Annotated in this window: 28 protein-coding genes and 1 riboswitch; of the genes, 17 read left to right on the top strand and 11 right to left on the bottom strand. The window is 47.4% G+C overall.

Features of this window, described 5'->3' with window-relative positions; all coding sequences use genetic code 11:
* Nucleotide 1 precedes the first annotated feature (1 nt).
* Together MCG98_RS04480 and MCG98_RS04485 are read left to right on the top strand one after the other, a co-directional pair.
* Nucleotides 2–1,099: an alcohol dehydrogenase family protein gene (locus tag MCG98_RS04480; RefSeq protein ID WP_240300627.1), complete on the top strand. Its 1,098-nt coding sequence runs from the start codon at nt 2–4 to the stop codon at nt 1,097–1,099.
* 16 nt (nt 1,100–1,115) lie between these two features.
* Entirely contained in the window at nt 1,116–2,165 is a 1,050-nt protein-coding gene (locus MCG98_RS04485; RefSeq protein WP_240300628.1) for a proline racemase family protein, read from the top strand.
* 12 nt (nt 2,166–2,177) lie between these two features.
* Here the strand turns inward: MCG98_RS04485 and MCG98_RS04490 are convergent, their stop codons facing one another.
* The 10 genes from MCG98_RS04490 to MCG98_RS04535 all read right to left on the bottom strand — a co-directional run bounded on the left by MCG98_RS04490 (nt 2,178) and on the right by MCG98_RS04535 (nt 8,488).
* The gene (locus MCG98_RS04490; protein ID WP_240286265.1) at nt 2,178–3,056 is read right to left on the bottom strand and encodes a LysR family transcriptional regulator; all 879 of its coding nucleotides are present in this window, start codon (nt 3,054–3,056) and stop codon (nt 2,178–2,180) included.
* Between the two features lie 86 nt (nt 3,057–3,142).
* Complete coding sequence (locus MCG98_RS04495; RefSeq protein WP_240286266.1) at nt 3,143–3,418, bottom strand: spore coat protein; 276 nt, start codon at nt 3,416–3,418, stop codon at nt 3,143–3,145.
* Nucleotides 3,419–3,431: 13 nt separating this feature from the next.
* Nucleotides 3,432–3,614 carry a hypothetical protein gene (locus MCG98_RS04500; protein WP_240286268.1) on the bottom strand — a complete coding sequence of 61 codons (183 nt, stop codon included), beginning with the start codon at nt 3,612–3,614 and terminating at the stop codon, nt 3,432–3,434.
* Nucleotides 3,615–3,691: 77 nt separating this feature from the next.
* Nucleotides 3,692–4,747: a PilT/PilU family type 4a pilus ATPase gene (locus MCG98_RS04505; RefSeq protein ID WP_240286270.1), complete on the bottom strand. Its 1,056-nt coding sequence runs from the start codon at nt 4,745–4,747 to the stop codon at nt 3,692–3,694.
* 12 nt (nt 4,748–4,759) lie between these two features.
* A complete protein-coding gene (locus tag MCG98_RS04510) occupies nt 4,760–5,260 on the bottom strand; it encodes a hypothetical protein (protein ID WP_240286272.1) in 501 nt (166 codons plus the stop codon).
* Nucleotides 5,257–5,715 (bottom strand): hypothetical protein, encoded by a 459-nt coding sequence (locus MCG98_RS04515; RefSeq protein WP_240286274.1) that lies wholly within the window; start codon nt 5,713–5,715, stop codon nt 5,257–5,259. The genes MCG98_RS04510 and MCG98_RS04515 overlap by 4 nt, the downstream gene beginning before the upstream one ends.
* Complete coding sequence (locus tag MCG98_RS04520) at nt 5,693–6,175, bottom strand: DUF4860 domain-containing protein (RefSeq protein WP_240286276.1); 483 nt, start codon at nt 6,173–6,175, stop codon at nt 5,693–5,695. The genes MCG98_RS04515 and MCG98_RS04520 overlap by 23 nt, the downstream gene beginning before the upstream one ends.
* A gap of 11 nt (nt 6,176–6,186) precedes the next feature.
* Nucleotides 6,187–6,519, bottom strand: a complete 333-nt coding sequence (locus tag MCG98_RS04525) for a hypothetical protein (protein ID WP_240300629.1) — start codon at nt 6,517–6,519, stop codon at nt 6,187–6,189.
* A 20-nt stretch (nt 6,520–6,539) separates the two neighbouring features.
* Nucleotides 6,540–7,574: a type II secretion system F family protein gene (locus tag MCG98_RS04530; protein ID WP_240286280.1), complete on the bottom strand. Its 1,035-nt coding sequence runs from the start codon at nt 7,572–7,574 to the stop codon at nt 6,540–6,542.
* Between the two features lie 29 nt (nt 7,575–7,603).
* Complete coding sequence (locus MCG98_RS04535) at nt 7,604–8,488, bottom strand: transglutaminase-like domain-containing protein (RefSeq protein WP_240300630.1); 885 nt, start codon at nt 8,486–8,488, stop codon at nt 7,604–7,606.
* A gap of 212 nt (nt 8,489–8,700) precedes the next feature.
* Here MCG98_RS04535 and MCG98_RS04540 point away from each other — a divergent pair, with 212 nt between their 5' ends.
* From MCG98_RS04540 to MCG98_RS04555, 4 genes are all read left to right on the top strand, one after another.
* Nucleotides 8,701–9,993 (top strand): BTAD domain-containing putative transcriptional regulator, encoded by a 1,293-nt coding sequence (locus tag MCG98_RS04540; protein ID WP_240286284.1) that lies wholly within the window; start codon nt 8,701–8,703, stop codon nt 9,991–9,993.
* Nucleotides 9,953–10,363: a C-GCAxxG-C-C family protein gene (locus MCG98_RS04545; RefSeq protein WP_240300631.1), complete on the top strand. Its 411-nt coding sequence runs from the start codon at nt 9,953–9,955 to the stop codon at nt 10,361–10,363. The genes MCG98_RS04540 and MCG98_RS04545 overlap by 41 nt, the downstream gene beginning before the upstream one ends.
* 242 nt (nt 10,364–10,605) lie before the next feature.
* On the top strand, nt 10,606–12,117 hold the full coding sequence (locus MCG98_RS04550; protein ID WP_240300632.1) for a hypothetical protein: 1,512 nt from the start codon (nt 10,606–10,608) through the stop codon (nt 12,115–12,117).
* Between the two features lie 176 nt (nt 12,118–12,293).
* A complete protein-coding gene (locus MCG98_RS04555) occupies nt 12,294–13,571 on the top strand; it encodes a polysaccharide deacetylase family protein (RefSeq protein ID WP_240300633.1) in 1,278 nt (425 codons plus the stop codon).
* A gap of 65 nt (nt 13,572–13,636) precedes the next feature.
* On the opposite strand, the gene typA is transcribed toward MCG98_RS04555, so the two are convergent.
* Nucleotides 13,637–15,460 carry a translational GTPase TypA gene (gene typA, locus MCG98_RS04560; RefSeq protein ID WP_240300634.1) on the bottom strand — a complete coding sequence of 608 codons (1,824 nt, stop codon included), beginning with the start codon at nt 15,458–15,460 and terminating at the stop codon, nt 13,637–13,639.
* Nucleotides 15,461–15,669: 209 nt separating this feature from the next.
* On the opposite strand from typA, the gene MCG98_RS04565 reads away from it, so the two are divergent.
* The 11 genes from MCG98_RS04565 to fabD all read left to right on the top strand — a co-directional run bounded on the left by MCG98_RS04565 (nt 15,670) and on the right by fabD (nt 26,481).
* A complete protein-coding gene (locus MCG98_RS04565; protein WP_240300635.1) occupies nt 15,670–16,296 on the top strand; it encodes a single-stranded DNA-binding protein in 627 nt (208 codons plus the stop codon).
* A 39-nt stretch (nt 16,297–16,335) separates the two neighbouring features.
* Nucleotides 16,336–16,508: riboswitch (Lysine riboswitch) on the top strand.
* 80 nt (nt 16,509–16,588) lie between these two features.
* Complete coding sequence (dapA, locus tag MCG98_RS04570) at nt 16,589–17,482, top strand: 4-hydroxy-tetrahydrodipicolinate synthase (protein ID WP_240300636.1); 894 nt, start codon at nt 16,589–16,591, stop codon at nt 17,480–17,482.
* Between the two features lie 11 nt (nt 17,483–17,493).
* Nucleotides 17,494–18,255, top strand: coding sequence for a 4-hydroxy-tetrahydrodipicolinate reductase (gene dapB / locus MCG98_RS04575; protein ID WP_240300637.1), 762 nt, complete (start codon nt 17,494–17,496; stop codon nt 18,253–18,255).
* Between the two features lie 87 nt (nt 18,256–18,342).
* Complete coding sequence (locus MCG98_RS04580) at nt 18,343–18,759, top strand: hypothetical protein (RefSeq protein WP_240300638.1); 417 nt, start codon at nt 18,343–18,345, stop codon at nt 18,757–18,759.
* Nucleotides 18,760–18,852: 93 nt separating this feature from the next.
* A complete protein-coding gene (gene hisA / locus MCG98_RS04585; RefSeq protein ID WP_240286341.1) occupies nt 18,853–19,629 on the top strand; it encodes a phosphoribosylformimino-5-aminoimidazole carboxamide ribotide isomerase in 777 nt (258 codons plus the stop codon).
* Nucleotides 19,630–19,781: 152 nt separating this feature from the next.
* Nucleotides 19,782–20,312: a ribosome-associated translation inhibitor RaiA gene (raiA, locus tag MCG98_RS04590; RefSeq protein ID WP_028528555.1), complete on the top strand. Its 531-nt coding sequence runs from the start codon at nt 19,782–19,784 to the stop codon at nt 20,310–20,312.
* A 233-nt stretch (nt 20,313–20,545) separates the two neighbouring features.
* On the top strand, nt 20,546–23,113 hold the full coding sequence (locus MCG98_RS04595; RefSeq protein WP_240286339.1) for a hypothetical protein: 2,568 nt from the start codon (nt 20,546–20,548) through the stop codon (nt 23,111–23,113).
* A 224-nt stretch (nt 23,114–23,337) separates the two neighbouring features.
* Nucleotides 23,338–24,297 (top strand): beta-ketoacyl-ACP synthase III, encoded by a 960-nt coding sequence (locus tag MCG98_RS04600; RefSeq protein WP_240286337.1) that lies wholly within the window; start codon nt 23,338–23,340, stop codon nt 24,295–24,297.
* A gap of 63 nt (nt 24,298–24,360) precedes the next feature.
* A complete protein-coding gene (gene acpP, locus MCG98_RS04605) occupies nt 24,361–24,597 on the top strand; it encodes an acyl carrier protein (protein WP_240286335.1) in 237 nt (78 codons plus the stop codon).
* A 22-nt stretch (nt 24,598–24,619) separates the two neighbouring features.
* On the top strand, nt 24,620–25,561 hold the full coding sequence (gene fabK, locus MCG98_RS04610; protein ID WP_240286333.1) for an enoyl-[acyl-carrier-protein] reductase FabK: 942 nt from the start codon (nt 24,620–24,622) through the stop codon (nt 25,559–25,561).
* Nucleotides 25,549–26,481 carry an ACP S-malonyltransferase gene (gene fabD / locus MCG98_RS04615; RefSeq protein ID WP_240300639.1) on the top strand — a complete coding sequence of 311 codons (933 nt, stop codon included), beginning with the start codon at nt 25,549–25,551 and terminating at the stop codon, nt 26,479–26,481. The genes fabK and fabD overlap by 13 nt, the downstream gene beginning before the upstream one ends.
* Nucleotides 26,482–26,492: the final 11 nt, after the last annotated feature.

Raw genomic sequence — 26,492 nt, forward strand, 5'->3', positions numbered from 1 at the left:
AATGGCGGATATTCCGGAAAAAATGAAAGGCGTTTATCTTACCGGTTTTGGGGGATACGACAAACTGGAGTACAGGGAAGATATTCCGGTTCCAACACCAAAAGCAGGAGAAGTATTGGTGAAAATCGGGGCAGCAGCGGTAAATAATACGGATATTAATACCCGCATCGGATGGTATTCAAAACATGTAAAAACAGCCACAGGTGTTGGCGGTACTGCAGGATATGGCAGTGATGTGAAGGAAGATGGCTCCTGGCTTGGCCGACCGCTTGAATTTCCGAGGATACAGGGGGCAGACGGCTGTGGTAAAATTGTGGCTGTGGGAGAAGGTGTAGACGGGAGGCGCATTGGAGAGAGAGTTTTGATTCGCAATGTACAGGAAATGCCTCTGAGCGACCGGGGGATTGAGTGTCTTACTTATGGTTCTGAGTGTGACGGTACATTTTGTGAATATACCACTGCCCGTTCTGAGGAAGTATTTCAGATTAACAGCAATCTTTCCGATGAAGAACTGGCCGTATTTCCCTGTGCATATGCAACAGCGAACAATCTGGTATGCAGAGTAAAGGTCAATGAAAGTGACCGCGTCCTTGTAACCGGTTCTTCAGGGGGGGTCGGCTCTGCTTTAGTACAGATCGCTAAAGCACGGGGGGCACATGTGATCGGAGTGTGTGACACAGGGAAGGAAGAGGCGGTCAAAGGATATGGAGCAGATGAAATCATTCACAGGGGGGAAGATTACATAGAGAAGCTGGGTGAAATGTCTGTTGACGTGGTACTTGATATGGTAGCAGGAGAATCATGGAGACAGATTTTGAAAGTTTTGAAAAAGGGCGGTAAGCTTGGAATGTGTGGGGCGATTGCAGGACCAATTGTTGAATTTGATGTCAGAGACATGTACCTGAAGGACTTAAGCTTCTTCGGGACAACCTATCAGACGCGGGATTCCATGTCTGAGTTGATTGAATTTATAGAGCAGGGTAAAATCCGTCCGATTATTTCCAAAAGTTATCCGCTGAAAGACATTGTGGAAGCTCAGAAGGCATTTCTTGCAAAGAAGCATGTTGGTAAGATCGTGCTTAAGGTAAATGGTGAATAAGAAAGGAGAAAATCAGATGGGATTTAAACGAAGTTTTGATGTTGTTCAGGCACATTGTGGAGAGCCGATGCATGTTATAACAAGCGGAGTACCAACAATTCCCGGGAATACTGTTTATGACCAGTTAAAATGGATGAGGGAAAATGATGATCAGGTACGGAACCTTGTATTAAAAGAGCCGAGAGGATATCCACCGGTAAACTGTAATCTGATTGTTCCGGCGAAAGACCCAAAAGCGGCAGCCGGCTATATTATTATGGAGCAGAACGAATACTGCGTCATGAGCGGTGGAAACACTATCGCTGTCGCAACAGTACTGCTTGAAACAGGCATGATTCCCATGAAAGAGCCAGTTACAGAGTTTTACCTGGAGGCAGCAGCCGGATTAATTAAGATTAACGCAGAATGTAGTCATGGCAAGGTTACGCAGGTTACATTCACGAACGTCCCGGCATTTCCTGTGTACCTGGATGCAGAGATTGATGTACCTGTACTTGGGAAAGTCAGAGTAGATGTGGCATGGGGAGGAATGTTCTATTGTTTGATTGACTCACGCCAGTTCTCCTGGCTTAAACTGGTTCCGGAACAGGGGAAAGAAATTGCAAGAATCAGTGCTCTTTGTTATCAGTCGGCAAGAGAACAACTGCCGGTGCATCATCCTGATTACCCGGGAATTGGTATCACTGGTTCAGAAATTCACGGACCGACAGACAATCCGAATGCAGACTGGCAGAGTGTAGATACCGTATATACGGGGGAGGTTGATTTGAATAAACCGGAAACATGGACGGGCGCGCTGGATCGTTGTGCGTGTGGTACGGGAACATGTGCATTAATGTCAGTAAAATATGCCAGAGGAGAGTTAAAGTTAAATGAAGCATTTCGGCGCGAAGGTTTAATCGGTATTATTTTTACGGGACATGCTCTGGAAGAAATTGATATTCACGGTTATAAGGGCATTAAACCTACGATTGGCGGTCAGGCATGGATCAGTGCTTTCTGTAAATATGTGCTGGATGAAACAGATCCATTTCCTAATGGATTTACAGTGGGCGATATCTGGTAGAACTGTGATGTGTCAGTTTATGCCTGAGTTTATCAATCCGGACTGATGAAGCTTGTTTTTTATTATCGAAAACATGGAGTCACAAAGAGCGCTGTCAAGCGCGTTGCCGTGAGTGAATCCAACTTTTAACGTAAGCGGGGCAGTTGAAAAGGAACCTGAGATTAAGTCCATATCATTTGTAATCGAGGAGGCGGGAAGAAGCGATACAGCAATTCCTTTGCGGACAGCTTCCTCGATATTTTCCGACATCGTACTGGTGAAAACTATATCGTAATCGATTTCCAGATGTTTCAGAGAATAGAGGGTATAGGTGTTGATAATGCAGTCATCGGAAAAAAGGGCGATTGGTAAAGCTTTATTCTCTGAAATGGAATAGCCTTTGGCGCATGCCCAGTACAGCGGTTCCTCCCAGAGAAGCCGGTCGTCACGGAACTGGGGCTCCATTGCGACGATTGCAGCAGAAATATTGCCCCTTTCAATTGAATGCCGTATTGCTCTGCTTCGGGAACATACGATATTAAAATGATAGGATGGAAATTCTTTTAAAAACTCGGGATAGATATATGTAAGAAACATTTTTGCATAGTCGGTGGGGACCCCCAGAGATATATTACCAGCCCAGGATGCACTCTTTAATGAATTGAAGGCAGTATTGTTCAGACTTAGAATATCCTGTGCATATTTTAAGAGGGTTTCTCCATCGCTGGTTAATATCAGAGAGTTTTTACTTCGTATAAACAGTTTGGTCTCAAATTGTTCTTCAAGGATTTTAATCTGTGTGCTGACTGCAGAAGGCGAGCGAAAGACCAGCTCAGAAGTGATGTTGAGCTTTCCGGTTTCAGCGGCAATAACAAATGTATTTAAATATTCGAGATTTACATGTTTGTTCATAATTAAACTCCTTTGTTTAGAACCCTTGCCGTGTAATATAGTTTTATGGGACTGTCTTAAGACAGACAGCCCCATAAAAATTAAGCTTACATTAAATGTGTAGCTGACTGAGATGCAGGCTGTGTCAAAATAGATTTTACGTGTTGTACTTCTTCCTGTGTCGCTTTCTGTGCAGGCACGTAATAATTGTGCTGGCGTGCCGCCTGGTACATCTTTTCCTGAGCCATCTCACATTCATTCCGCAGCTGTTTCAAAGTTTGTTTCAGCTGAGGGTTTTCCGTCTGTACGATATAACCTTCGAAAGAAGTGAGTTCTCCGTTAATACCTACGAGAGTGTCTGTCACCATAGCTTTTTCGTTCATTATACGTTTCCTCCTATAAGAATTTCATGAGTTCCTGCTTGTTTTTCATAGCAGAGTCAGCGGCTTCCTGAAACAGCTGTTTTACATCCGGTGACTGAGCCTGATTGGCATAGTCTGTCATTTTGCAGTGACTTGTCTCATATCCGCCAATCAAGTGGCGCAGGTTCTGAAGATCCAAAACGGAAATGTCTGTCATAACATACCTCCTGTTATAAATGGCTTAAAAGTTACAGGATTAGTATGCCGGGTTCGGAGAAAAGCATACCGTGATTTTTATAATTTTTTTTGTAACATTTCTGGATTAGTTGCATAGTGCAGCGCAGTCTCGGAGGAAATCGTACCTTCCTGGTAAAGTTTTAAAAGACTGTTGTCCATCGAGATCATCTGATCCGTCGCTGAAGAGTAAAGAGTTCCTTCTATTTGATGTACTTTGCCGCTTCTGATCAGGTTATGGATGGCAGGGGTAAGAGTCATGATTTCAAATGCAGGAACATAGCCCCCGCTTACAGCGGGTACGAGCTGCTGTGAAACCACTGCCTGCAGCACCATGGAAAGCTGTACGGCGATCTGCTGCTGCTGGTTGGAAGGAAAGACATCAATGATACGATCGATGGTATTGGAGGCTCCGATGGTATGGAGGCTTGACAGTACAAGATGGCCGGTTTCCGCAGCTGTCATTGCAGTGTGTATCGTCTCGTAATCTCTCATTTCGCCCAGGAGGATCACATTTGGATTCTGCCGCAGTGCTGCCCGGAGCGCACCCAGATAGTTCTGTGTGTCTGTATTTATCTCACGCTGGCTGACAATACTTTTTTTGTGGCTGTGCAGGAATTCCAGAGGGTCTTCCAGGGTTATAATGTGATATGCTTTTGTGTTGTTGATATGGTCCACCATGCAGGAAAGGGTCGTCGATTTTCCACAGCCGGCAGGTCCGGTCAGAAGAACCATTCCCTTGGAAACGTCGGCGAGCCGGATAATATTTTCCGGTATATGCAGATCTTCGGGCCGCGGCAGGTAGAAAGCGATAACGCGGATGACAGCAGCATAGGAACCACGCTGCCGGTAAGCGTTTACGCGGAAACGCGACAGCCCTACGACGGAAAAGGAAAAATCATCGTCACCATTCAGAAACAGTTTGTCAAGTTCTCTGTTGCTGGCGGTCTTATAAATTTCACGTATCATTGTTTCAGTATCTGCAGGGGTCAGTTTTGTCTCAGATACTGTCTTGAAGACTTCATGAGTCTTCAGGGTCAGCGGGAGGCCGGCCACGATAAAAATATCGGACGCCCCTTCCGAAGAGGCGAGATGTAAAAGTTCTGTAGTCGTCATAATTTATTCTCCTCATTCATTATTTCCATATACAGGGAGTGTGTCATCTGCATTCCAGGTATCAGCAGGGGAAGTGGACCATTTTAAGACCCGGTAAAAGGCCGTTCCCGTTTCTGCGGGGAATACTGCAAGAAGCTCAGCCTGCAGCTGCTGGGTATCGCTTACTGCTATGCTGTAAGTGATGAGCAGTCCTTCACTGCTTCTGTTTGCTGTGATATCGGAAATGCCGGCAAGTGTCTGCATGGCATTCAGAAAATATGTCTCTTCTTCAGGAACGGATAGACTGTGATAGCTGTCATAGAGAATCCGGTCAATCACTGCCAGCTTTTCCTCTGCTGCCGCAGATGCCTCGCCATAAGATTCTGCCCGCTGTGCATTCTGCTGTGCGCGCTGATTTTGGGAGCGGGATGTGACAAGTGAGAGCGTCGCAAATGTAACGAGTGAAAGAATCAGAAAAATGGTAAGTATAGAAGGAAGTCCCACATTTAATACGGAAGGAAGACTCTTTTTCATGGCATCACCTCCGAATTCTCATTGAGCCGGTATGGTTCATACACAGAAGCCGTGAGGGTGAAGACTTTCCGATCATCCCTGATCTGTGTGATGATAATGTCTGCCGTTACCGGATTATGATTCTCAAATGTGACAGTCAGCAGGCAGGAAGGATCCGCGTCGGCGGGCAAAATTTCACCGATATCGTCAAGACCGATCAGCAGGCTGTTATCACTGCAGGTTCCCTCCGGATATAATTTCTGAAGTTCTTCCGGTGTAGTGATACCGGACTGGATACAGGAGGCGATACTCTGGGCCAGATTCACGGAATGATCCAGCCGTTCGGCATCGGTGGAAAGTGTATGTGATTTTGCAAATATCTGGATGCAGATGGTGCTTGCCACCGCAAACAGAAGTATGGATAAAAGCAGTTCCAGAAGAAAGATGCCGGATTTATTCGCTTTTGGAAAAGACATAAGCTGATAACTCCTTTCCCTCGTCTCCGGAAGCGGAGAGCACAAAACGTCCCTGCTCATCCTGGAGGATTGAAAAATCTGAGATTTCTGTGATAATCTGTCCTGAGCCGTAGTCAGGAGTGTCCGATGCACGGATCGTCAGTTCACGCAGAGTTCCTTCATATTCATAGATATATGTTGTATAATCCGAACCCTGATAGGTATCATGCAGAAGGAGCAGGTCCCGGTCTTCATCGGAGCTGACAGAGATTCCCTGGCTTCTGTCATTCTGATGAATTTTTTCTGTCACATAAGAAAGTGCAGTTCTCACATTTGCGTCTGACGTTGTTGACGAGACGGCGGACTGATAGATGTCTGCTCCGATCACGATGACCAGTGTGGCGGTAGTGACAAAAATACCGAGCAGAGACAGGATAAAAAAGAAATCAATCGCATGATATAATTTATTTTCACGTTCCATGAGAATGCCTCCTAAGGCGTGCGTGTGATAATGGTGACTTCGGGCATGATATTTTCTCCGACAGGCCGGTAGTCAATAAAATATCTGTCCCGGTCGTACATCAGAGGGTAGTGCATCTGAAGATAATCCAGATCCTCCGGATAAGTTCCTTCCGTTGTATAACATTGAATGATGTTCCGGTAGACGGCATCTTCGAGAGTCCGGCGCTGTTCGCTGACGGTACTCTCCATTGCGGAATCAACCCCTAAATAGAACAGCAGCAGTACAGCAGCTGTAAGTAAAAGTGAAACCAGTGGTTTAAATATATTGACGCGTGCCGGCTGGCGGGATAAAAAACGGTTCATAAAGTGATGGCACCTCACAATCAGTAAGTGTTGATGCCCGAGAGGACACCGATAAGCGGAAGCATGACGGACAGCAGGATAAATCCGACGATTATGGAAAGCATGCCTACCAGAGCAGGTTCCAGAACAGCGATCATCCGTCCAAGACGTTCATCTGCACGCTGCTGATACGTGTCAGCAAGCTGCTTCATCACTGTGTCCGGAACGCCGGACCGAAATCCCACGGAAATCATATGTGCTTCCATCGAAGAAAAAATATGTGACTCCTTAAGCGCACTGGTGAATTCCATGCCGTCTGATGCGAGCTGCATACAATGCTGTATCTTTTGCTTCATGGGCTCATGGTCCGTCAGCGCATAAATCATTTCCAGACATTCATCGGTACCCATACCGCTTCTCAGAAGCAGGGAAAAACTGTGAGCAAACCGCGCTGCATGAATGTCGCGGTAAAGTTTTTTGGAAAATGGGAGGGTAGCACGGCCCCGGGATATTAAAACAGCGTAAACGCAGCAGAGAATGATCAGCAGAAGTATCAGTGGAAATCCAAAACGGCTGATCACGTTTCCGAGTGTCATCAGCCGGAGGGGAATACCGGTAAGTTCACTTCCGAGCTGATGATAGACCTCCTGAAAAACGGGGAGGACTTTGGCGACCAGAATGCCGCTGACAGCCAGCATGATGATGATCATCACGCATGGATAAGTGACTGCATTTTTCAGCGACTGGCGGGTCGCCTCTTCGCGTTCATAGTAATCGGCAAGAGAAGCGGTTGTCTCATCCAGGCAGCCTGCATATTCGCCTATCTGAAGCATATGAATGGCATACGCGGGGAAAAGCCCGCTTTCTTTTAAGGCACGGCAAAAAGATCCGGATTCATCCAGGTTTTTTTGAAAAAGTGTAAAAATTTGTCCTGATTGCTCCGAAGCGGTGTCTTCAGCCATGATCGCAAGGCCTTCTGCCGGTGAGATACCGGCCTGCAGCGTATACGACATCTGGCGGAAAAATGTGATCAGCTCCGCGGTATTAAGTTTTTTTATTCTGTTGGTTTCGGACATGGTGCTCCTTTCCGGGCAAACCTCCCCGATCAGCGGGAATATTTGACCGTATAATTTTTTTCGTTTTCTATAAATTTTTTTGTTTTTTTATCTTTTTTGGCATCCACCGCAAAGGTAGGATCCATCATCGTCCACTTTTCACCGTCGAAATGAATCATGTCATCGACCCAGCCTGTTTCTGCGAGATAGCAGCTGATCCAGGCATGGTAGATATCACCTGCATAACCGATCTGAAGCTTTGTGGGGATACCCTGGGTGCGCAGCATGCAGGTCATCAGTGCGGCATAATCAAAACAGATACCGGTCTTTGTCTCAAGTGTTTCGTCAATATCCGGCAAATATCCCGACTTTACGCTCTTTGCTTTTGCGTGATCATATGCGATATTATCCACTGCAAAACGGTAGACGCCTGTGACTGCATCCAGATCAGTACTGGCGGACTTTACAAGTTCGGCACCTTTTTCGACAGCTTTTGTATCTGCATTATAATTTACAAACTGGTTGGGGTATAAAAATGGGGTGAATTCATTTTTTAATGCCACGTCCAGATCCTGCGAAAACAAAACGGCATACTTATCGCCGGCAATATTTTCAAATACCTGTACGCGGTAAGAACCGCTGCCCGCGCTCAGGGGAAAGGTATCATAGCCCGAGTCCGATTCCAGATCATACGTATAAGTGATGGCATCGGGCCCTGTGATCTGTGCCTTGATTCTGGCGTCATTTCCGGTACAGGATATCATGATATATCCATCCTCAGGATGCGAGGCGTCTATGATGACACTGTCATTTCCGTAGACCGTCGTTCCGTCTGCGGATGGGAGCAGTACACGGGGCGTATTGTCCCGGGTTCCTGTTTCTGTTTTGTCTGTTCGGTTTTTGCATTGGGTGCGGCAGAAGAAGTCTGACTGCATCCTGCAAGAAGGACAACGGAAAGAAGAAACAGGAAAAACCAACATTTATTTATAAGATTCAATTGAAATCCTCCTGTTTTAAGTTACAAGATATTCCTATTATAACACAATTCCGAACAATAAAAAATACGTTAAAGGTTGTTGTATGATGAATTATCTGATAAAATAAAAGTACGGAGCAATATGATGGACAACAGGAAAGGGACAACAGTATGGAGGAACGACGGGAACAGGATATTTTTTATATGAATATGCTGGGCGGATTTTCCATGAGGTATGGGATGCAGGATATCTCGTTTGCGCGAAGCGGGAATTCTAAGTTTATTCAGCTTCTTCAGCTTCTGATGATTCATCCGAGAAGACAGATCGCCAAAACGGAGATCATTGAAACTCTGTATGGAGATGAACGGATTGAGAATACAAATCTTACGCTGAACAATACGATTTTCCGGCTGCGGAAACAACTGGTAAAGGCAGGGCTTCCGCAGAATCAGTATATTGAAGTACGGCGCGGTACGTGTATCTGGAATATGGAGGTTTCAGCATGCGTGGATGTGCGGGAATTTGAAATTCTGGCAGAGCGTGCACAGACGGAAGCGGATGAGGAGGAGAGGGCCAGACTGTATCTGGAGGCATGTGAGATGTACAAGGGTGAATTTCTGGGAGCAGGAGATGACTCACCGAAATGGATAAAGCAGGAAGCTGAACATCTGCGCGAGCTGTATTTTAAAAGTCTGAGGGAGTGCCTGCAATATTTCAAACGGTGTCAGGACTATGAACAGATGCTGCATCTGTCAAGACGTGCTGCTGATCTTTATCCGTATGAGGAATGGCAGCTGTGGGTGATCGACAGTCTGCTGGCCGCCAATCGGTATAAAGAGGCGATGAGGGTGTATCAGGAAGTGACCCGGATGTATTTTACGGACTTAAAAAAACCCCCTTCAGAACAGATGCTGCAGCGTTTTCACACCATGAGCAGCCAGGTTCAGTTTGCACAGGGAGCTATGGAAGATGTCCGTCAGGCGGTGCAGGAGACCAATCGGATCAGAGGGCCGTATTACTGTACATTTCCGGGGTTTATTGATAACTACCGGTTTCTTGCACGCGGTTATGAACGACTTGGTATTGAAGGATATATGATTTTGTGCACCCTCACAGATTACCAGGGGTGGCCTCTGGAAAAAGAGGATACGCTTGAGGGGATGTGCTCGTTATTTATGGAGGCTGTATGCAGTTCGCTTAGGAGAGGTGATCTCTATACGCGCTACAGTGCCAATCAGTTTCTTATCTTACTTCCGGCGGCAGGGAAAGATAACTGCGTGGACATTATTAACCGACTGAATACCGCTTATAAAAAAGCGGGGTCCGGTCGGAATAAAGTGAATTATTATATGGCATCACTGAAGGAAATGGAATGCAGGGGCGGAGAAACGCTCGATGATTCGAAAACAGGAGGAAATGAAGATGAAGACACGGGTGGAAGAAACGATAACGAAGCACAGTAAAGGCTATAACTGTGCACAGGCGGTTGCCTGTACGTATTGTGACCTTGTGGGCCTGGACGAAGAGACAATGTTTAAGGTCACAGAGGCACTTGGCTCCGGAATGGGAAATATGGAAGGAACCTGCGGGGCTGTTTCCGCCGCATGCGTTCTTGCCGGGCTGAAGAGCAGCACAGCCAATCTGACTGCGCCCAACAGTAAGGCGGACTCCTACAAACTGTCTAAAGCGGTGATGGAAAAGTTCAAGGTGAAGAATGGCTCTGTTCTATGCAAAGAGCTGAAGGGCGTTGCCACGGGAAAGGCACTCTGCAGCTGTCCGGACTGCATCAAGGACGCAGCTTCACTGGCAGAGCAGATACTATTTGAAGAGTAAATGTTATGTTTTTATTTAGAAAGTCCGATATCCTTTAAGGCCTTAAGCCCCGGGAAATCGGACTTTTTGCACGGAGTTTATTATGATTGGATTATCTTTCCTGCCATATGCCGGATATGAAAAATAGGAAATATGGAAAAAGTATGGTATAATGTGAACACTTGGCGAGGTGTTTTCGAGCCGAGTAAGAACATAAGCGATGAAACGGATTGGCAATTGTAGAGTAAAGGAGGATACAGATTATGGAGAATACATTACAGAATCTGGATGAATACCGGAAGAGCCGCCCCATGGATGTGCAGGCAGTCATCAATATGGGAATGGATCTCTGTGAAGAACTGGAACAGTACAGGCAGACGCAGGAGCCTCACTGTGATATAAAAACGTCAAATATTCTGGTGACAGAGTCCGGAAAATTTAAACTGGCACAGCCAGGTGACAGCGCTCATTCTGAGCAGACAGCGGATCTTTATGCGCTGGGGCTTCTGATGTACCGGCTTCTGAACAAAGGCAGAATGCCTTTTATGCCGGAGTACCCGCAGAAAGCGACGGCACAGGATAAGCAGAATGCCATGCAGCGCTGCATGGCGGGAGATCCGTTTCCGGATCCGGTCATGGGTGGAAGCGCGATTGCAGAGGTACTGCGGAAAACGTGTCATATCCGGCCGGAGGAGCGTTATCTGACGGCAGGTGAATTAAAGCTGGCACTGGAAAGTGTAGTAACTGCGGCAACGATGCCCAACGGAGAGGTTCGAGAAAGTACGGAACGTACAATGCGGGAAGAAGAGCCGGTGAAGAAGGAGACAAAGACTGTTCAGCCTGCGGCAAAAGAACCTGAAAAACCGGACAGAAAACAAAAAGAGGTGGTCATACAGGAAAAAGACAATGGCAAAAAAGAGAAGAAGATCAGGAAAAAAACCAGACGGTCATCTTCGAAAGGCGGGTTTAGCATGCCAATGCCGCGTTTGGGTCTTCTGCAGTTATGGGTAACACTGTCAGCGCTTGCAGCAGCTGTATTTTTTATACTGGTGCGGGCAGGTGTGTTATCCGGGCTCACTGGACTTAAGGGATACATATTCTGCGGGGTACAGATCGTACTCTGTGCACTATGCTCGAGTACAGATCCGGATAATCCCGGACTGCAGCCGACGGTAAAACGGGGAATCCTGAAGTTCCTGTGGATTTTGACAACTCTGGATTCACTGTTTGTTATCCTGTATTCACTGATTTTAAGAAGCCTGTTGGATAAATATGGGATCCCTCTGACCTCGTTCTATGTACCGGGACTGATCTCCATGACAGCACCGATCCTTGCAGGGATTATCTACTGGGTATGGAGCAGATCCAGCGAGCGGATAGCTTATCATAAGCTCAGAATCTGTGCGACGTTTACGGCAGCTGTTGGCATTGTTATCGTGATTCTGGGGATTACAGGTTTTAATAAAAGCTTTTCGATGGTTGAACTGTACCCGTACTGGCTGGGAGCGCTGCAGCTGGTTCTGGCTCTGTTGTGTATTGTGAATGCGAACGGCAGGCCTGTGATCAAAACGTTGTGTGTCCTGACATTTGTGCTGGATATTGTGCTCCTCTTTATTCCTGCGATCCAGGAGAAGTTTTCTTCTTTTGGGCTTCCTGAATGGGTTCTGGGTAAAGCTTTCTGCGTGCTGACGTTCCTGATCCCCCTGATTGCTTGGCTTCTTTTATTCCGTCCACGCAGGGAATCCGAGGTAGAGCAGAAGATTCGTAAGTTTTAGAACACGAAGCCGGACTATTTGTCGAATCATGGAAATTTAATAAAAATGTAATTGTATCTTGGCCCAATGAGGGGTATGATAATAGTCATAGTGGGTAGACACAACAAACCTCTTGGGGACAGAGGTTTAGATATAAAGGGGAAGTATAGATTAATAGGCGGGAAGATATCATTACAATGGATGAGAGACAAAGAAGAGAGCGAATAGAGCGCATGAGGCGCGAGAAAGAAAAACAGCTGCGGCGAAGACGGCGTCAGAAAATGCTGATCAAACGCTGTGTGGCTGTTGCAGCCTGTGTGGCGGTAGTCCTTCTGTGCATCAGCGCAGTGTGGGCAGTCGTCAAACCCATGGTAAAGAATTCGGATACCTCGGGGAAGACGGATAAGGCTGTTATGGAAGTTGAGGCGGGGACCGGCGAAGGGGCGGAAACCGGCGAAACTGAAGATGGCAATGCGGCAGATAACGGTAATGCCGAAGGTAGTGACCAGTCCGGTGAAGGCACTTCAGGCGAGACGGCTGAAGGCGCTGATACACAGGCTGTCAAAGCGGAAATGGCCGCGGATACCGTGACCAGTTACGCGGTGCCGGGCTGGCAGGTTGATGATAACGGCTGGTGGTATGCCAATGAGGACCGTACATATTATAAGAATGGCTGGCTGGAAATTGATGGTCAGGAGTATTATTTCAATGCTGATGGATATATGCAGACCGGTTGGGCTGTTATCGGAGACCAGGGCTGTTACTTCAATGAAAACGGGGTGTACGAGCCGGATAAAGAGTCCAAGATGATTGCGCTGACGTTTGATGACGGTCCGGGAAAATATACGAGTGAACTGCTGGACATCCTGGAGGCAAACGGAGCCAGGGCGACTTTCTTTATGCTGGGAGAGTGTGTCAGTGAATACGGAGCGGATACAATTCCGAGGATGAAGGAGCTGGGATGTGAGCTCGGCAATCACTCCTTCGATCATCCAAACCTTAAGAGTCTTGATGCAGCTGGTATTAAAGACCAGTTTGACCGGACAGATCAGGCAATCGCACAGTACGCAGGCGGTGATGTGGCGACCCTGGCAAGGACGCCGTTCGGTTCTCAGGACGAGATGATCACCGGAGCGATCGGTAAGCCGTGCGTCTACTGGAGTCTGGATACGCTTGACTGGGAGACGAAAAATGTCGATTCCAATATATCGGCAGTTCTCGATAATGTATCGGATGGTGAAATCGTGCTGATGCATGATATCTGGCCTACGACAGTGGAGTCCTGCAAGACGATCATTCCGAAGCTTGTGGAAGAAGGATATCAGCTCGTGACGGTCAGTGAGCTGGCTGCTGCGAAGGGTGTCAGTATGGAAGACGGCGTTACATATTATGATTTTTATCCGGGAAAAGATGCGACCGCAGGCGGTGCGGATTCTGATGAGGAAGTCACCGACGAGAGCGAACCTGCAGCATAAAAGCACCCCATGTTTCTGATGAATGAACAATCAGAAACATGGGGTGTTTTTTGCGATGTTACGGATTATTTGGAAGCGCGTTTGCGCAGTCTTGCGTCCAGTATTTTTTTACGGATGCGCAGGCTGTCCGGTGTGACTTCCAGCAGCTCATCTTTATCGATGAACTCCAGGGCCTGTTCGAGACTCAACACACGCGGAGGCGTCAGTTTCAGCGCTTCATCAGCAGAAGAAGACCTTGTATTGGTGAGGTGTTTAGTCTTACAGACGTTGAGTTCAATATCCTCAGCCTTGCCGTTCTGTCCGATGACCATTCCGGCGTACACCTTTTCGCCGGGACCGATGAAGAGTGTTCCGCGGTCCTGAGCGGAGAACAGTCCATAAGTCACGGATTCACCTGATTCAAACGCGATCAGAGAACCCTGTTTGCGGTACTGGATGTCTCCCTTGTACGGACCGTATTCGTCGAAGACGGTATTCATGATACCATTTCCTTTGGTCGCCGTCATGAACTCACCGCGGTACCCGATCAGGCCGCGGGCAGGGATTGAAAATTCCAGGCGTGTGGATCCGTCACTCGCGAGACTCATGCCCTGAAGTTCTCCCCTGCGCTCGCTCAGTTTCTGGATTACGGATCCGGAGAATTCTTCCGGGACGTCTATGAAGGCAATCTCCATAGGTTCCAGAAGCTGGCCCCGCTCATTTTCCTTGTATAGTACCTCGGCTTTGCTGACGGCGAATTCGTACCCTTCACGCCGCATGTTTTCGATCAGTACCGACAGATGCAGCTCACCGCGGCCGGAAACTTTAAAGCAGTCCGGTGATTCCGTATCTTCCACCCGAAGGCTCACGTCAGTATTCAGCTCACGCATGAGACGTTCACGGATATGCCGTGAAGTAATAAATTTCCCTTCCTGACCCGCCAGAGGACTGTCATTAACCATAAACTGCATGGCAATAGTCGGTTCTGAGATTTTCTGGAACGGAATCGGCTGCGGATTTTCCGGGTCACACAGAGTGTCTCCGATGTGGATATCAGAGATACCGGATATGGCAACAATGGAGCCGATGCCGGCCTCTCTTACTTCTATTTTATTGAGACCGTCAAACTCGTACAGTTTGCTGATCTTTACTTTTTTCTTTTTGGTGAGGTCATGGTCATTGACAAGCATTACATCCTGATTGACAGTTATACTGCCGTTGTCAACTTTACCCACACCGATACGCCCCACATATTCGTTATAGTCAATGGTGCTGATCAGGAGCTGGGTTCCGGCATCCGGATCACCCTCCGGTGCGGGGATATGTGTGAGGATTGTGTCAAACAGGGGCTGCATATCCTGCGGAGTATCATCCAGATCCCGAAGCGCATATCCCGATTTAGCAGAAGCAAACAAAAACGGGCAGTCCAGCTGCCTGTCAGAGGCTTCAAGGTCCATCAGCAGTTCCAGCACCTCATCGACCACTTCGTGGGGGCGAGCCTCAGACCGGTCGATTTTATTCACGCAGACGATAACATCCAGGTCCAGTTCGAGTGCTTTGCGGAGTACAAATTTTGTCTGCGGCATAGCCCCCTCAAATGCGTCAACGACGAGGATAACACCGTTGACCATTTTCAGTACACGTTCTACTTCTCCGCCGAAATCGGCATGGCCGGGGGTGTCGATGATATTGATTTTTACATCTTTATATGATACTGCTGTATTTTTAGAAAGAATTGTGATACCGCGCTCACGTTCAATATCGTTGGAGTCCATGACACGTTCCTGGACCTCCTGATTTTCACGGAATACTCCGCTTTGCTTTAACAATTCATCCACCAGTGTCGTCTTGCCGTGGTCTACATGAGCGATAATGGCGACATTTCTTACATCTTCTCTCTTGGTCTTCATGGTATTTCCTTCCTGAATTTATATATTTTCTGTGGGTTTTGGGCTTAACCCGCGAAATTACGTGGATTTCCTGACTATACAAGTCTACCACATTTTGTTCGGAATACAAGTAATTATGAAAAAAATTATTTTTTGGTTCTAATGTGGGAAAAAATGGAATAGATATGATATAGACAAAATACAACGAAGAGGAAGGGGTACTATCATTCATGGCAGATAAGATTATTGAAAACAATCAGGTAGCAATTATGGGGAGGATCGCATCACAGTTTACGTTCAGCCATCAGGTATTTGGCGAGGGCTTTTATCTTGTCGACGTGCTGGTTAAACGATTAAGCGATTCAGAGGACCGGATTCCCGTCATGGTTTCCGAACGGCTCATCGATGTCACACAGGATTATGAGGGAGAGTATATCCAGGTGGCAGGGCAGTTCAGGTCCTACAACCGGCACGAGGAGAAAAAGAACCGGCTGGTGCTTTCTGTTTTTGCCAGAGAAATCAGTTTTGTTGACGAAGAAGATGAATCGATGAAATCGAATCAGATCTTCCTGGACGGTTACATATGTAAACCGCCGGTTTACCGAAAAACACCACTGGGCCGCGAAATCGCAGACTTGCTGATCGCGGTAAACCGTCCATATGGAAAATCGGATTACATTCCCTGCATATGCTGGGGGAGAAATGCCCGATATGCGTCAGCATTCCAGGTAGGAGGACACGTTCTCATCTGGGGAAGGATTCAAAGCAGAGAATACATGAAGAAAATCAGCGAGGACGAGACAGAACGCAGGATAGCTTATGAAGTGTCTGTGAGTAAACTGGAGTACGTGGATTGACAAAAAAAATGAATAATGATATAGTTAAAATAATCAAATAATTTTGATAGAGGTCGCATTCTTAATCAGTAGCTTATTGGATGTTTCGGGAACAGAGGAAGATAAGCAAAAGGGAAGAGTGCCGAAAGGGTAGGATACCGGGATTTTATCCTTGGGCATATGGTGAATAACCATATGACTGTCATCATTTCTGATGGAGTGCTATCTGAAGTTCATGGACTATATGTATTCTTTGGAGGCGGCCTGACGAAGGGATCGCCTCTTTCTTTGCTCACAATAAGGAGGAATAAAAATGGCAATTTTTAAAGGAGCCGGTGTAGCCATCGTTACACCTATGCACGAAGATTTATCGATCAACTACAACAAGCTGGAGGAGCTGCTGGAAGAACAGATTACGGCGGGCACAGATGCGATCATCATCTGCGGTACGACGGGTGAATCCGCGACATTGAGTGAGGAGGAACATCTGGAAGCCATTAAATTTACGATTGATAAGGTGGCGAAACGGATTCCTGTAATCGCAGGGACAGGTTCCAACAGTACACATACAGCGGTCAACATGTCAAAAGATGCCGCAGAATACGGTGCGGACGGACTGCTCATCGTGACACCGTACTATAATAAAGGGACTCAGAACGGATTGATCAGACATTATACTACAATTGCTGAAGCGGTTAAGAAACCGATCATCATGTATAACGTGCCGAGCAGAACAGGATGCAATATACTGCCCCCCACGGTAGCGTCTCTGTTTAAAAATGCGGAGAACATTGTCGGCATCAAGGAAGCGACCGGAAATATTTCGCAGGTTGCAAAAGTGATGGAACTGACAGACGGTAAGATTGATCTTTATTCGGGTAATGATGATCAGATTGTTCCGCTGCTGTCACTCGGCGGTATCGGTGTGATTTCTGTGCTGTCAAACATTGCTCCAAAGGAAACCCACGATATTGTCATGAAGTATCTCGAGGGGGATGTTGCAGGCAGCCGCGATCTTCAGATCAGGGCAATCTCACTGATTGATGAGCTGTTCTGTGAAGTGAATCCGATTCCGGTGAAGGCTGCGATGAATCTTATGGGCAAGGATGTAGGACCGCTCCGTCTTCCGCTGACAGAGATGGAACCGGCTAATCAGGCAAGGCTGGCAGCTGCAATGAGAGACTTTGGACTGAATGTGGTAAAATAGAAAGGAACGACATGGTTAGAATTATAATGCACGGATGCAACGGCCATATGGGACAGGTGATCTCTGGCCTTGTAAAAGAGGATGAGGGAGCCGAGATCGTGGCCGGTATTGACGTAGTGGACAATCGGGACAACGGATATCCCGTGTTTACGGACATGAATGAGTGTGAAATTGAAGCGGATGCAATCATTGACTTTTCCACGGCCAAAGCAGCAGATGCAATTTTGGATTACAGCGCCAGGAGACAAATCCCTATCGTACTGTGTACAACCGGGTTATCAGAGGAACAGCTTCATAAGGTGGAAGAAACTGCAAAAAAAGTTGCGGTTCTCAAATCTGCCAATATGTCACTCGGTATCAACATGCTGCTGAAACTTCTCAAAGAGGCAGCACAGCTCCTTGCACCTGCTGGCTTTGATATGGAGATTGTGGAGAGACATCACAGACTGAAAGTCGATGCACCAAGCGGAACTGCGCTGGCGCTGGCAGACAGTATCAATGAAGCACTGGATAATTCCTATGAATATAAATATGACAGAAGTCAGGAACGTAAAAAAAGAGAAAAAAATGAAATCGGTATCTCTGCAGTTCGCGGCGGAACAATTGTAGGAGATCACGAGGTGATCTTTGCGGGAGCTGATGAAGTGATCGAGTTCAGGCATACAGCTTATTCAAAAGCCATATTTGGGAAAGGCGCTGTTCAGGCTGCTAAATTCCTGAAGGGAAAAGGACCGGGGCGTTTTGATATGAGCGACGTAATCAATGAAGCTTAAAAAATAAAAAAATTGAATAAATTCCGACAGACACGTGTATATTAATAACATCGAAATCTGATAAGAGAAAGAAAAGGAGACGATATTATGAAGTGTATGAAGAAGTGGATGTTGGGATTGATGCTGGCAGCGATGGTATGTTTCATGGCGGGATGTGGTAACGCTGATAATACTGATAAAAACAATGCAGCCACAGAGGAAAATACCGACGGGACAGACAACGGTGTTGATGATAATAATAACACCGGCAACGTGAACGATGCTACAGACGGTACAACAAACAATACCACGGACAACGCGACTACCGGAAATGACAATACCGGCAATGAAGCAGGAACCGGCGGACTGAATTCTGACGGCACGAATACGAACGGCACAACAGATAACAATAACAACAATGGCGATAATCTTGTCGAGGACGCCGGCGAAGGAATTGAAGACCTGGGACAGGGTGTGGAAGATCTCGGAAAAGATGCATCCAACGATGCGCGTACTAATCCATAACCCGCTGTGATGTAATTGCATGCTGCCGTTGCCGGATGGCGATGGCAGCATTTTAACGCTGGTATGAGCTCTTTTGGATGGAGGATACGATGTATGCGGTTTCGGCCTTGCATTGATATACATAATGGAAAAGTAAAACAGATCGTGGGAGGAAGCCTGAAAGACCTGGGAGACCTGGCTCAGGAGAATTTTGTTTCCGCGCAGGATGCTGTGTTTTATGCGGAGCTTTACCGCAGCCGGGGAATCGGCGGGGGACATGTGATTCTGCTGAATCCCGAATCCTCCCCATATTACAGGCAGACAAAGCAGCAGGCATTGAATGCCCTGAAAGCTTATCCGGGGGGCCTGATGGCGGGAGGAGGAATTCACGCCGGGAATGCAGCTGAGTTTCTGGAGGCAGGGGCAAGTCATGTGATCGTGACATCATATGTATTCCGGGATGGTAATATTTCCTGGGATAATCTGAACCGCATTACGAAAGCAGTCGGACGTGAGCATCTGGTTCTCGACCTGAGCTGCAGACTGAAGGGCAGAAGTTACTATATTGTAACAGATCGGTGGCAGAAGTTTACCGAAGTGACCGTGACGCAGGAGGTTATGGATGAGCTGGCAGAATACTGCGATGAATTCCTGATACATGCGGTCGATGTAGAAGGAAAAGCCTCCGGTATTGAGACGGACCTTGTGCGCATTCTGGCAGGACACCGCAGGAATCCGATCACGTATGCGGGGGGGGTTGGCTGCTATGAAGACTTATATCGGCTGCGTGAGACCGGGGGGAACAAAATTGACGTGACGGTGGGCAGTGCACTTGATCTGTTCGGCGGGCCTATGGAGTACGAACAAATTTTGAGAATATGCGATAATTAACAGTTTTAATGTAGAATAATAAGAAGTTTTCTAAATTCTATTGCGAACAAATTAGACATGTATTATAATATGAATAATTACAGATGACGGCAGACGTTCCTGTCAATCGGCGTTGCCCTCACTGTAAAATACGAGCCAAAGGGGTTGACATCATGAATTTTATAATTAGTGGAAAGAATATTGAGGTTACTTCAGGACTGAAATCGGCGATCACAGAAAAACTGGGTAAGCTGGAGAGGTACTTTACACCGGAGACGGAAATCGTTGTTACATTAAGCGTAGAGAAAGAGCGTCAGAAAATTGAAGTGACAATCCCGGTAAAAGGAAATATCATCCGTTCAGAGCAGGTCAGCAATGATATGTACGTATCGATCGATCTGGTAGAGGAGGTTATCGAAAGACAGTTAAGAAAGTATAAAAATAAAATCGTTGATAAACATCAGGACGGAGGTAATCTCCAGAAGGCTTTTATAGAGAAAGAAGCAGACGATGATGAAGAGGTAAAGATCATCCGCACGAAACGATTCGGGATCAAACCGATGTATCCGGAAGACGCATGTGTGCAGATGGAACTGCTCGGTCACAATTTCTTCGTGTTCTGCAATGCAGAGACAGAAGAAGTAAATGTAGTGTACAAGAGGAAAGGGAATACGTACGGACTGATAGAACCGGAATTTTCCTGATAGACGGAGAGATAAACAGGATGCTTTGGCATCCTGTTTTTTGTACAATAAAATGTCGATAGAACTCTGATAATTATAAACGAATATTTCTTTTTCGTGAACATTCTTAAGAATAACTTAAATATGTGTGTACACTATTGATTTTGGGGCATTGTTACCGTATGCTGTAAGTAAGAAATGGGTTAAAAAGGGGCGTATGAAAGAGCTGAAAAAATGGAAAAGAGGTGTGCAGTATGAAAGGAAAAACGAAAAGGTTTGGAAAAGTATTCATGTCAGTGATCTTGACGCTGGGTATGATCTTCGGCAATATGTCAGCGGTGCTGGCAGCCGATTATTCATTAAATACTGGTATTAAGGCGGGAGATTCGAAACAGCTGCAGTCCGGCGATAAGATTACAGCTGGTTCCGACAGTGTATTCCAGGTTGTTCAAAGTGGGAAGGTAGTTTATCCTTCTGACGGAGCGATCAAAGGTTACCTGGATGAGGAGCAGACGAAGGAAAGCGGCAGATCATACGGAAAGGGTTCCTACACTTTGCCGGCAGCAGAATCCGGAAAGATCTGGAAAGCGACTGCTGCACAGAATAAGGACTGGTTTTATGACGAGGCGAATGCCAAAATGCGCCAGGGGGCGTATGTGATAACACTGGAACAGACGTCAGAATCAAAGGAACAGCCGAAAGAGGAACTACAGGCTCCGGCTGTGAAAGCGTCGGTAGATGCCGAGACCCCGGTGATTACGGGAAATCCAGCAGATGGTACATACGATAAGGACGCACCTGCAGCAGCCCTCAGTGTCACGGCGTCGGTAAATGACGAAGGCACACTGAGTTATCAGTGGTACCAGAGCACGGATGCAGCTTCTGACGGAACACCTGTTGGGGACGGCACAAACAGCTATACACCGGGAACAGGGACAGCAGGAACCACGTATTATTACTGTGTGGTGACGAATACGAACAATGCGGCGACAGGTGAAAAGACGGCGACTGCTGTCAGCGCCAGAGCAACGGTTACGGTAAATGAACCGGCACCGCCGGTGGTAGATGCCGAGACCCCGGTGATTACGGGAAATCCAGCAGATGCCACATACGATAAGGACGCACCTGCAGCAGCCCTCAGTGTCACGGCGTCGGTAAATGACGAAGGCACACTGAGTTATCAGTGGTACCAGAGCACGGATGCAGCTTCTGACGGAACACCTGTTGGGGACGGCACAGACAGCTATACACCGGGAACAGGGACAGCAGGAACCACGTATTATTACTGTGTGGTGACGAATACCAATACCGCAGTGACAGGTACTCAGACGGCAGCGGCGACGAGTGAAAGAGCGGCTGTCACAGTGAATGACAACCAGCCGGCAGCAGCACAGACACCACAGTTCACGGCTCATCCACAGTCCGCAGAGTATGATAAAGGCGAGACAGCGACGGCGCTTGGGGTAACAGCGGAAGTGACGGACGGCGGAACTTTAACGTATCAGTGGTACCAGAACACCAAAAATGATACCACAAGCGGAACTGAGATCACGGGAGAAACAAACAGCACCTTTACTCCCCCAGCGAATGCGGCGGGAACAGTATATTATTATTGTATCGTAACGAATACGAAGGACGGGAATACAGCGGCGGCAGCCAGCAACACGGCAGCGATAACTGTCAATGATTCCACACCCCCGGCTGACGTACAGACTCCGGCTGTCAAGAAAGACCCAAAAGGCGGCACATATAAAAAAGACGGCAAGGCAGATCCGCTCAGTGTGACGGCGGAAGTTACGGATGGCGGAACATTGAGCTATCAGTGGTATCAGAATAATACCAACAATATTGCAACCGGAACCAGAATTGACGGCGCAACAACCAGTGAGTATACGCCGAAGACGGATAAGGCCGGAGAGACATATTACTACTGTATCGTAACGAATACGAAGGACGGGAAAACAGCATCTGCGTCCAGTAATGCAGCTAAGGTCGTTGTGACGGATACGCAGAAGACGGATGCCAGAGCACCGAAGATCACAGGAAATCCCAAAGGGGCATCGTACTTTACTGGTACATCTGCCAAAGAGCTGCAGGTAAAGGCTGAGTCTCCGGATGGGGGAAAACTCACATATCAGTGGTACTCCAACACTAAGAACAGCACCAAAAACGGAACGGTGATCGAGGATGCGACAAAGAGCACCTATACACCGTCCACGAAGAAAAACGGAACAGTATATTATTACTGTGTGGTGACAAATACGAATAAAGATGTGACTGGTAATCAGACTGCGACGGCTGTCAGTGATACGGCGAAAATCGCGGTGAGCACCAGGACGAATGCGGAGACGCCTTCTGTAAGCGGACCGAGCAATGCGACATACTATAAAGGTAAAGCCGCAAAGGCGATGGAAGTGAAAGCCAGTGTAAAAGACGGCGGAACATTAAGCTATCAGTGGTACTCCAGCACAAAGAACAGTACAAAAGACGGAAGTGCGATCAAGGGAGCGACGAAGAGCACCTATACACCGTCCACCGCTTCTGTGGGAACGATGTATTACTACTGTGTAGTCACGAATACCAATAAGTCGGCAAACGGCGATCAGACGGTATCCATTACCAGCCGTGCAGCAAAGATTGCGGTGAAGGCGTCTACCACAAAGGCAAGTACGACGAAACGTACACTCAGCACCAAGAGTACGCGTGCCGCGAATGCGAAGACGGGTGATGAGACGAATATTATGCTGTGGATTGCCCTCCTTGCGGCAGCAGGTATCATTATAGCGGTACTGGCAGTCAGGATTAAAAGAAACCGTAAATAAAGATCACAATGAATGACAGGCAGTATATCAATGGCGGACCGGTTTCAAACCGGTCCGCTTAATCTTTGTAAATTCAGGGTTGACATACGTTTGGAACCTGCTATAATACTTTTATGCCTAAATAGTTTGATATACGAAATATTTTAAAATAAAATATTCATAAGTTCAAATTACGACAGGATATTTACTTTAGTATAATTTCATGACAAAGAGAGAGTAAAAATATGAGAGCGAGAATTTTGGGTACCGGAAGCTATCTGCCGGAGCATATTATGACAAACGATGATATCGCACAGCTGGTGGATACCAGTGACGAATGGATCAGAGAGAGAACCGGGATCAAAAAGAGGCATCTTACCGATCAGGGGACGGTATCCATGGCGGCTGAAGCCGTAAAAAAAGCTTTAGAGGCTGCGGCAACGTCCGTTGAGGAGCTGGATATGATACTGTTTGCGACCGTTACGCCGGATTATCTGTTTCCGAGTGCGGCATGTCAGCTGCAGGATTCGATCGGTGCGGAGAACGCAGTCTGCATGGACATCAATGCGGCGTGTTCCGGGTTTGTGTTTGCTCTGAATACGGCAGCATCCTATATACAGTCCGGGATTTACGGGAAGATTCTGGTAGTGGGAGCGGAGACTCTTTCAAAAATAGTTGACTGGGAAGACAGAAGCACCTGCATTCTTTTTGGTGACGGCGCCGGGGCAGCTGTTGTGGGCGCTGATGAGACGGGAATAGAATGCATGGACATGGGGTGCGACGGATCGAAAGGCATGGTGCTTTACTGTGAAGGCAATCCGCTGCAGAACCCGCTGGTGAGCCATACGCCTGACGGCCGGAAAATGCATATGGATGGACAGGCGGTCTTCAAATTTGCGATCCGCAAAGTGCCTGAGACGATTCGCAGGGTGCTCGAAAAGAGCGGAACTGATATAAAAGAGATCGATCATTTTATCATGCACCAGGCAAACCGGAGGATTCTGGCTTCCGCAGCAAAAGCACTGAAGATCCCGAATGAGAAGATGCCGATGAATATGGATGGGTGCGGCAATATTGCTGCGGCAAGTATTCCAATCTTACTGGACGAGTACAGCAGGTCGGGAAAGATTAAAAAAGGGGATAAATTAATCCTGTGTGCGTTCGGCGGGGGATTGAGCTGGGGCAGTACGCTCATGACATGGTAGTAAGCGGCCGGAAGGTCAGCATTACAATAAATAATTTATGAAAGATAAAAGGAGAACAAAAAAATGTTAGAAAAAATGAAAGAATTAATTGCAGAGCAGCTGGGTATCGATGCAGGCAGCATTACACCGGAAAAATCCTTAAAAGATGATCTGAATGCGGATTCACTTGATCTGTTTGAACTGGTGACAAATCTGGAAGATACTTATGAAATCGAAATTCCGGCTGAGGATCTGGAAAGTATGATAACAGTTCAGGATGTTATTGATTACCTGAAAAATAAAGGCATTGACGAAGAATAAGATTGCGAAAGGCAGGTAGGCCATGAAAACAAGAGTGACGGACATACTGGGTACAGAATATCCTATCATCCAGGGCGGGATGGCCTGGGTGGCAGAACATCATCTGGCGGCGGCAGTTTCCAATGCAGGCGGACTGGGACTGATCGGTGCGGCAAATGCACCGGCTGAGGTAGTACGCGAAGAAATACGAAAAGTCAGGGAGCTGACGGACAGGCCATTTGGAGTGAATATTATGCTGATCAGTCCGAGTGCAGAAGAGGTAGCGCAGCTTGTGACAGAGGAAAAGGTTCCGGTCATCACGACAGGAGCAGGCAACCCGGAGAAATTTATGAAAACATGGAAAGAATCCGGCATGAAAGTAATTCCTGTTGTGGCGAGTGTTGCACTGGCAAAGCGTATGGAACGATACGGAGCAGATGCCGTTGTGGCAGAAGGCTGCGAGGCGGGCGGACATATTGGGGAACAGACGACGATGACACTGATTCCGCAGGTCGCGGATGCGGTTGAGATACCAGTGATCGGAGCCGGAGGAGTCGGCGACGGCAGAGGGATGGCGGCCATGTTTTTGCTGGGTGCGGAGGGTGTTCAGATCGGTACACGTTTTGTGGTATCTGATGAGTCTATCGTGCATGAAAATTATAAAGAACGGATTGTAAAGTCAAAGGATATCGACAGCGTCGTGACAGGCCGCTCTACAGGACATCCGGTCCGTTCGCTAAGGAACCAGAACACGAAAGAGTATCTGAAAAAAGAGCAGGAAGGAGCTTCCTTTGAAGAACTGGAGCTTCTGACACTCGGTTCACTGCGCAGAGCGGTGCTGGAGGGGGATACGAAAAATGGAAGTGTGATGGCAGGGCAGATTGCAGGACTGATCAAACGGCGTCAGACCTGTAAGGAAATCATCGAAGAACTTGTAAATGAGACCGAGACGCTGTTAAAAGGAGCGGAAAAATGGGAAAAATAGCATATATCTTCCCGGGTCAGGGAGCACAGAAAGCCGGTATGGGTCAAGATTTTTATGAAAATTCCCCCATCTCAAAGGCAGTTTTCGAGAAGGCAGGAGAGCTGCTGGGATTTTCCATGGAAGCACTTTGCTTTGAGGAAAATGACCGGCTGGACATCACCGAGTATACGCAGGCAGCTATGGTCACAACCAGCACTGCGATGCTGCGTGAACTTCAGAAGCGGGGGTTTGTACCGGATGTGACGGCGGGATTAAGCCTTGGGGAGTACTGTGCGCTTGTCTGCTGCGGTGCGATGAGCTTTGAGGATGCCGTGCAGGTGGTTCGTCAGAGAGGAATTCTGATGCAGGAGGCTGTCCCGGCAGGGCAGGGCGGCATGGCTGCTGTGATGGGGCTGTCTGCTGAAGCCATCGAACAGGTACTGAATCATATCCCGGGTGTTCAGATAGCCAATTATAATTGCCCTGGACAGATCGTGATATCCGGAGAAAAAAAAGCGGTGGATACTGCAGCGGCAGCCTTAAAGGATGCCAAAGCAAAAAGGGTAGTGCCGTTAAATGTCAGCGGTCCGTTTCATTCAGAGATGCTGAAGGAGGCGGGGAGCAGGCTGGGACAGACGCTTGCGTCTGTGGCGGTCTTCGAACATGAGATTCCGTATGTGACGAACGTGACCGCGTCTTACGTCGGCGGCACAGATAAGATCAAAGAGCTTCTGATTCGTCAGGTCAGCAGTTCCGTGCGCTGGCAGCAGAGCGTGGAAGCGATGATTGCAGATGGAGTGACTCATTTTGTGGAGATTGGTCCTGGACGGACGCTCGCATCATTTGTAAAAAAGATTTACAGAGATGCAGCCGTCTACAATGTGGAAAAATGGGAGCAGCTTGACGGATTACAGGATTTTTACCGGCAGGCAGGAAAATAAAGGAGAATGAC

The organism is Ruminococcus sp. OA3 (assembly GCF_022440845.1).
GTDB lineage: Bacteria > Bacillota > Clostridia > Lachnospirales > Lachnospiraceae > Ruminococcus_G.

Bases quoted from the DNA above. Each gene is read 5' to 3' on its own strand.
- MCG98_RS04480 (WP_240300627.1), top strand. From the start codon at position 2: ATGGCGGATATTCCGGAAAAAATGAAAGGCGTTTATCTTACCGGTTTT.
- MCG98_RS04485 (WP_240300628.1), top strand. From the start codon at position 1,116: ATGGGATTTAAACGAAGTTTTGATGTTGTTCAGGCACATTGTGGAGAG.
- MCG98_RS04490 (WP_240286265.1), bottom strand. From the start codon at position 3,056: ATGAACAAACATGTAAATCTCGAATATTTAAATACATTTGTTATTGCC.
- MCG98_RS04495 (WP_240286266.1), bottom strand. From the start codon at position 3,418: ATGAACGAAAAAGCTATGGTGACAGACACTCTCGTAGGTATTAACGGA.
- MCG98_RS04500 (WP_240286268.1), bottom strand. From the start codon at position 3,614: ATGACAGACATTTCCGTTTTGGATCTTCAGAACCTGCGCCACTTGATT.
- MCG98_RS04505 (WP_240286270.1), bottom strand. From the start codon at position 4,747: ATGACGACTACAGAACTTTTACATCTCGCCTCTTCGGAAGGGGCGTCC.
- MCG98_RS04510 (WP_240286272.1), bottom strand. From the start codon at position 5,260: ATGAAAAAGAGTCTTCCTTCCGTATTAAATGTGGGACTTCCTTCTATA.
- MCG98_RS04515 (WP_240286274.1), bottom strand. From the start codon at position 5,715: ATGTCTTTTCCAAAAGCGAATAAATCCGGCATCTTTCTTCTGGAACTG.
- MCG98_RS04520 (WP_240286276.1), bottom strand. From the start codon at position 6,175: ATGGAACGTGAAAATAAATTATATCATGCGATTGATTTCTTTTTTATC.
- MCG98_RS04525 (WP_240300629.1), bottom strand. From the start codon at position 6,519: ATGAACCGTTTTTTATCCCGCCAGCCGGCACGCGTCAATATATTTAAA.
- MCG98_RS04530 (WP_240286280.1), bottom strand. From the start codon at position 7,574: ATGTCCGAAACCAACAGAATAAAAAAACTTAATACCGCGGAGCTGATC.
- MCG98_RS04535 (WP_240300630.1), bottom strand. From the start codon at position 8,488: ATGCAGTCAGACTTCTTCTGCCGCACCCAATGCAAAAACCGAACAGAC.
- MCG98_RS04540 (WP_240286284.1), top strand. From the start codon at position 8,701: ATGGAGGAACGACGGGAACAGGATATTTTTTATATGAATATGCTGGGC.
- MCG98_RS04545 (WP_240300631.1), top strand. From the start codon at position 9,953: ATGAAGACACGGGTGGAAGAAACGATAACGAAGCACAGTAAAGGCTAT.
- MCG98_RS04550 (WP_240300632.1), top strand. From the start codon at position 10,606: ATGGAGAATACATTACAGAATCTGGATGAATACCGGAAGAGCCGCCCC.
- MCG98_RS04555 (WP_240300633.1), top strand. From the start codon at position 12,294: ATGGATGAGAGACAAAGAAGAGAGCGAATAGAGCGCATGAGGCGCGAG.
- typA (WP_240300634.1), bottom strand. From the start codon at position 15,460: ATGAAGACCAAGAGAGAAGATGTAAGAAATGTCGCCATTATCGCTCAT.
- MCG98_RS04565 (WP_240300635.1), top strand. From the start codon at position 15,670: ATGGCAGATAAGATTATTGAAAACAATCAGGTAGCAATTATGGGGAGG.
- dapA (WP_240300636.1), top strand. From the start codon at position 16,589: ATGGCAATTTTTAAAGGAGCCGGTGTAGCCATCGTTACACCTATGCAC.
- dapB (WP_240300637.1), top strand. From the start codon at position 17,494: ATGGTTAGAATTATAATGCACGGATGCAACGGCCATATGGGACAGGTG.
- MCG98_RS04580 (WP_240300638.1), top strand. From the start codon at position 18,343: ATGAAGTGTATGAAGAAGTGGATGTTGGGATTGATGCTGGCAGCGATG.
- hisA (WP_240286341.1), top strand. From the start codon at position 18,853: ATGCGGTTTCGGCCTTGCATTGATATACATAATGGAAAAGTAAAACAG.
- raiA (WP_028528555.1), top strand. From the start codon at position 19,782: ATGAATTTTATAATTAGTGGAAAGAATATTGAGGTTACTTCAGGACTG.
- MCG98_RS04595 (WP_240286339.1), top strand. From the start codon at position 20,546: ATGAAAGGAAAAACGAAAAGGTTTGGAAAAGTATTCATGTCAGTGATC.
- MCG98_RS04600 (WP_240286337.1), top strand. From the start codon at position 23,338: ATGAGAGCGAGAATTTTGGGTACCGGAAGCTATCTGCCGGAGCATATT.
- acpP (WP_240286335.1), top strand. From the start codon at position 24,361: ATGTTAGAAAAAATGAAAGAATTAATTGCAGAGCAGCTGGGTATCGAT.
- fabK (WP_240286333.1), top strand. From the start codon at position 24,620: ATGAAAACAAGAGTGACGGACATACTGGGTACAGAATATCCTATCATC.
- fabD (WP_240300639.1), top strand. From the start codon at position 25,549: ATGGGAAAAATAGCATATATCTTCCCGGGTCAGGGAGCACAGAAAGCC.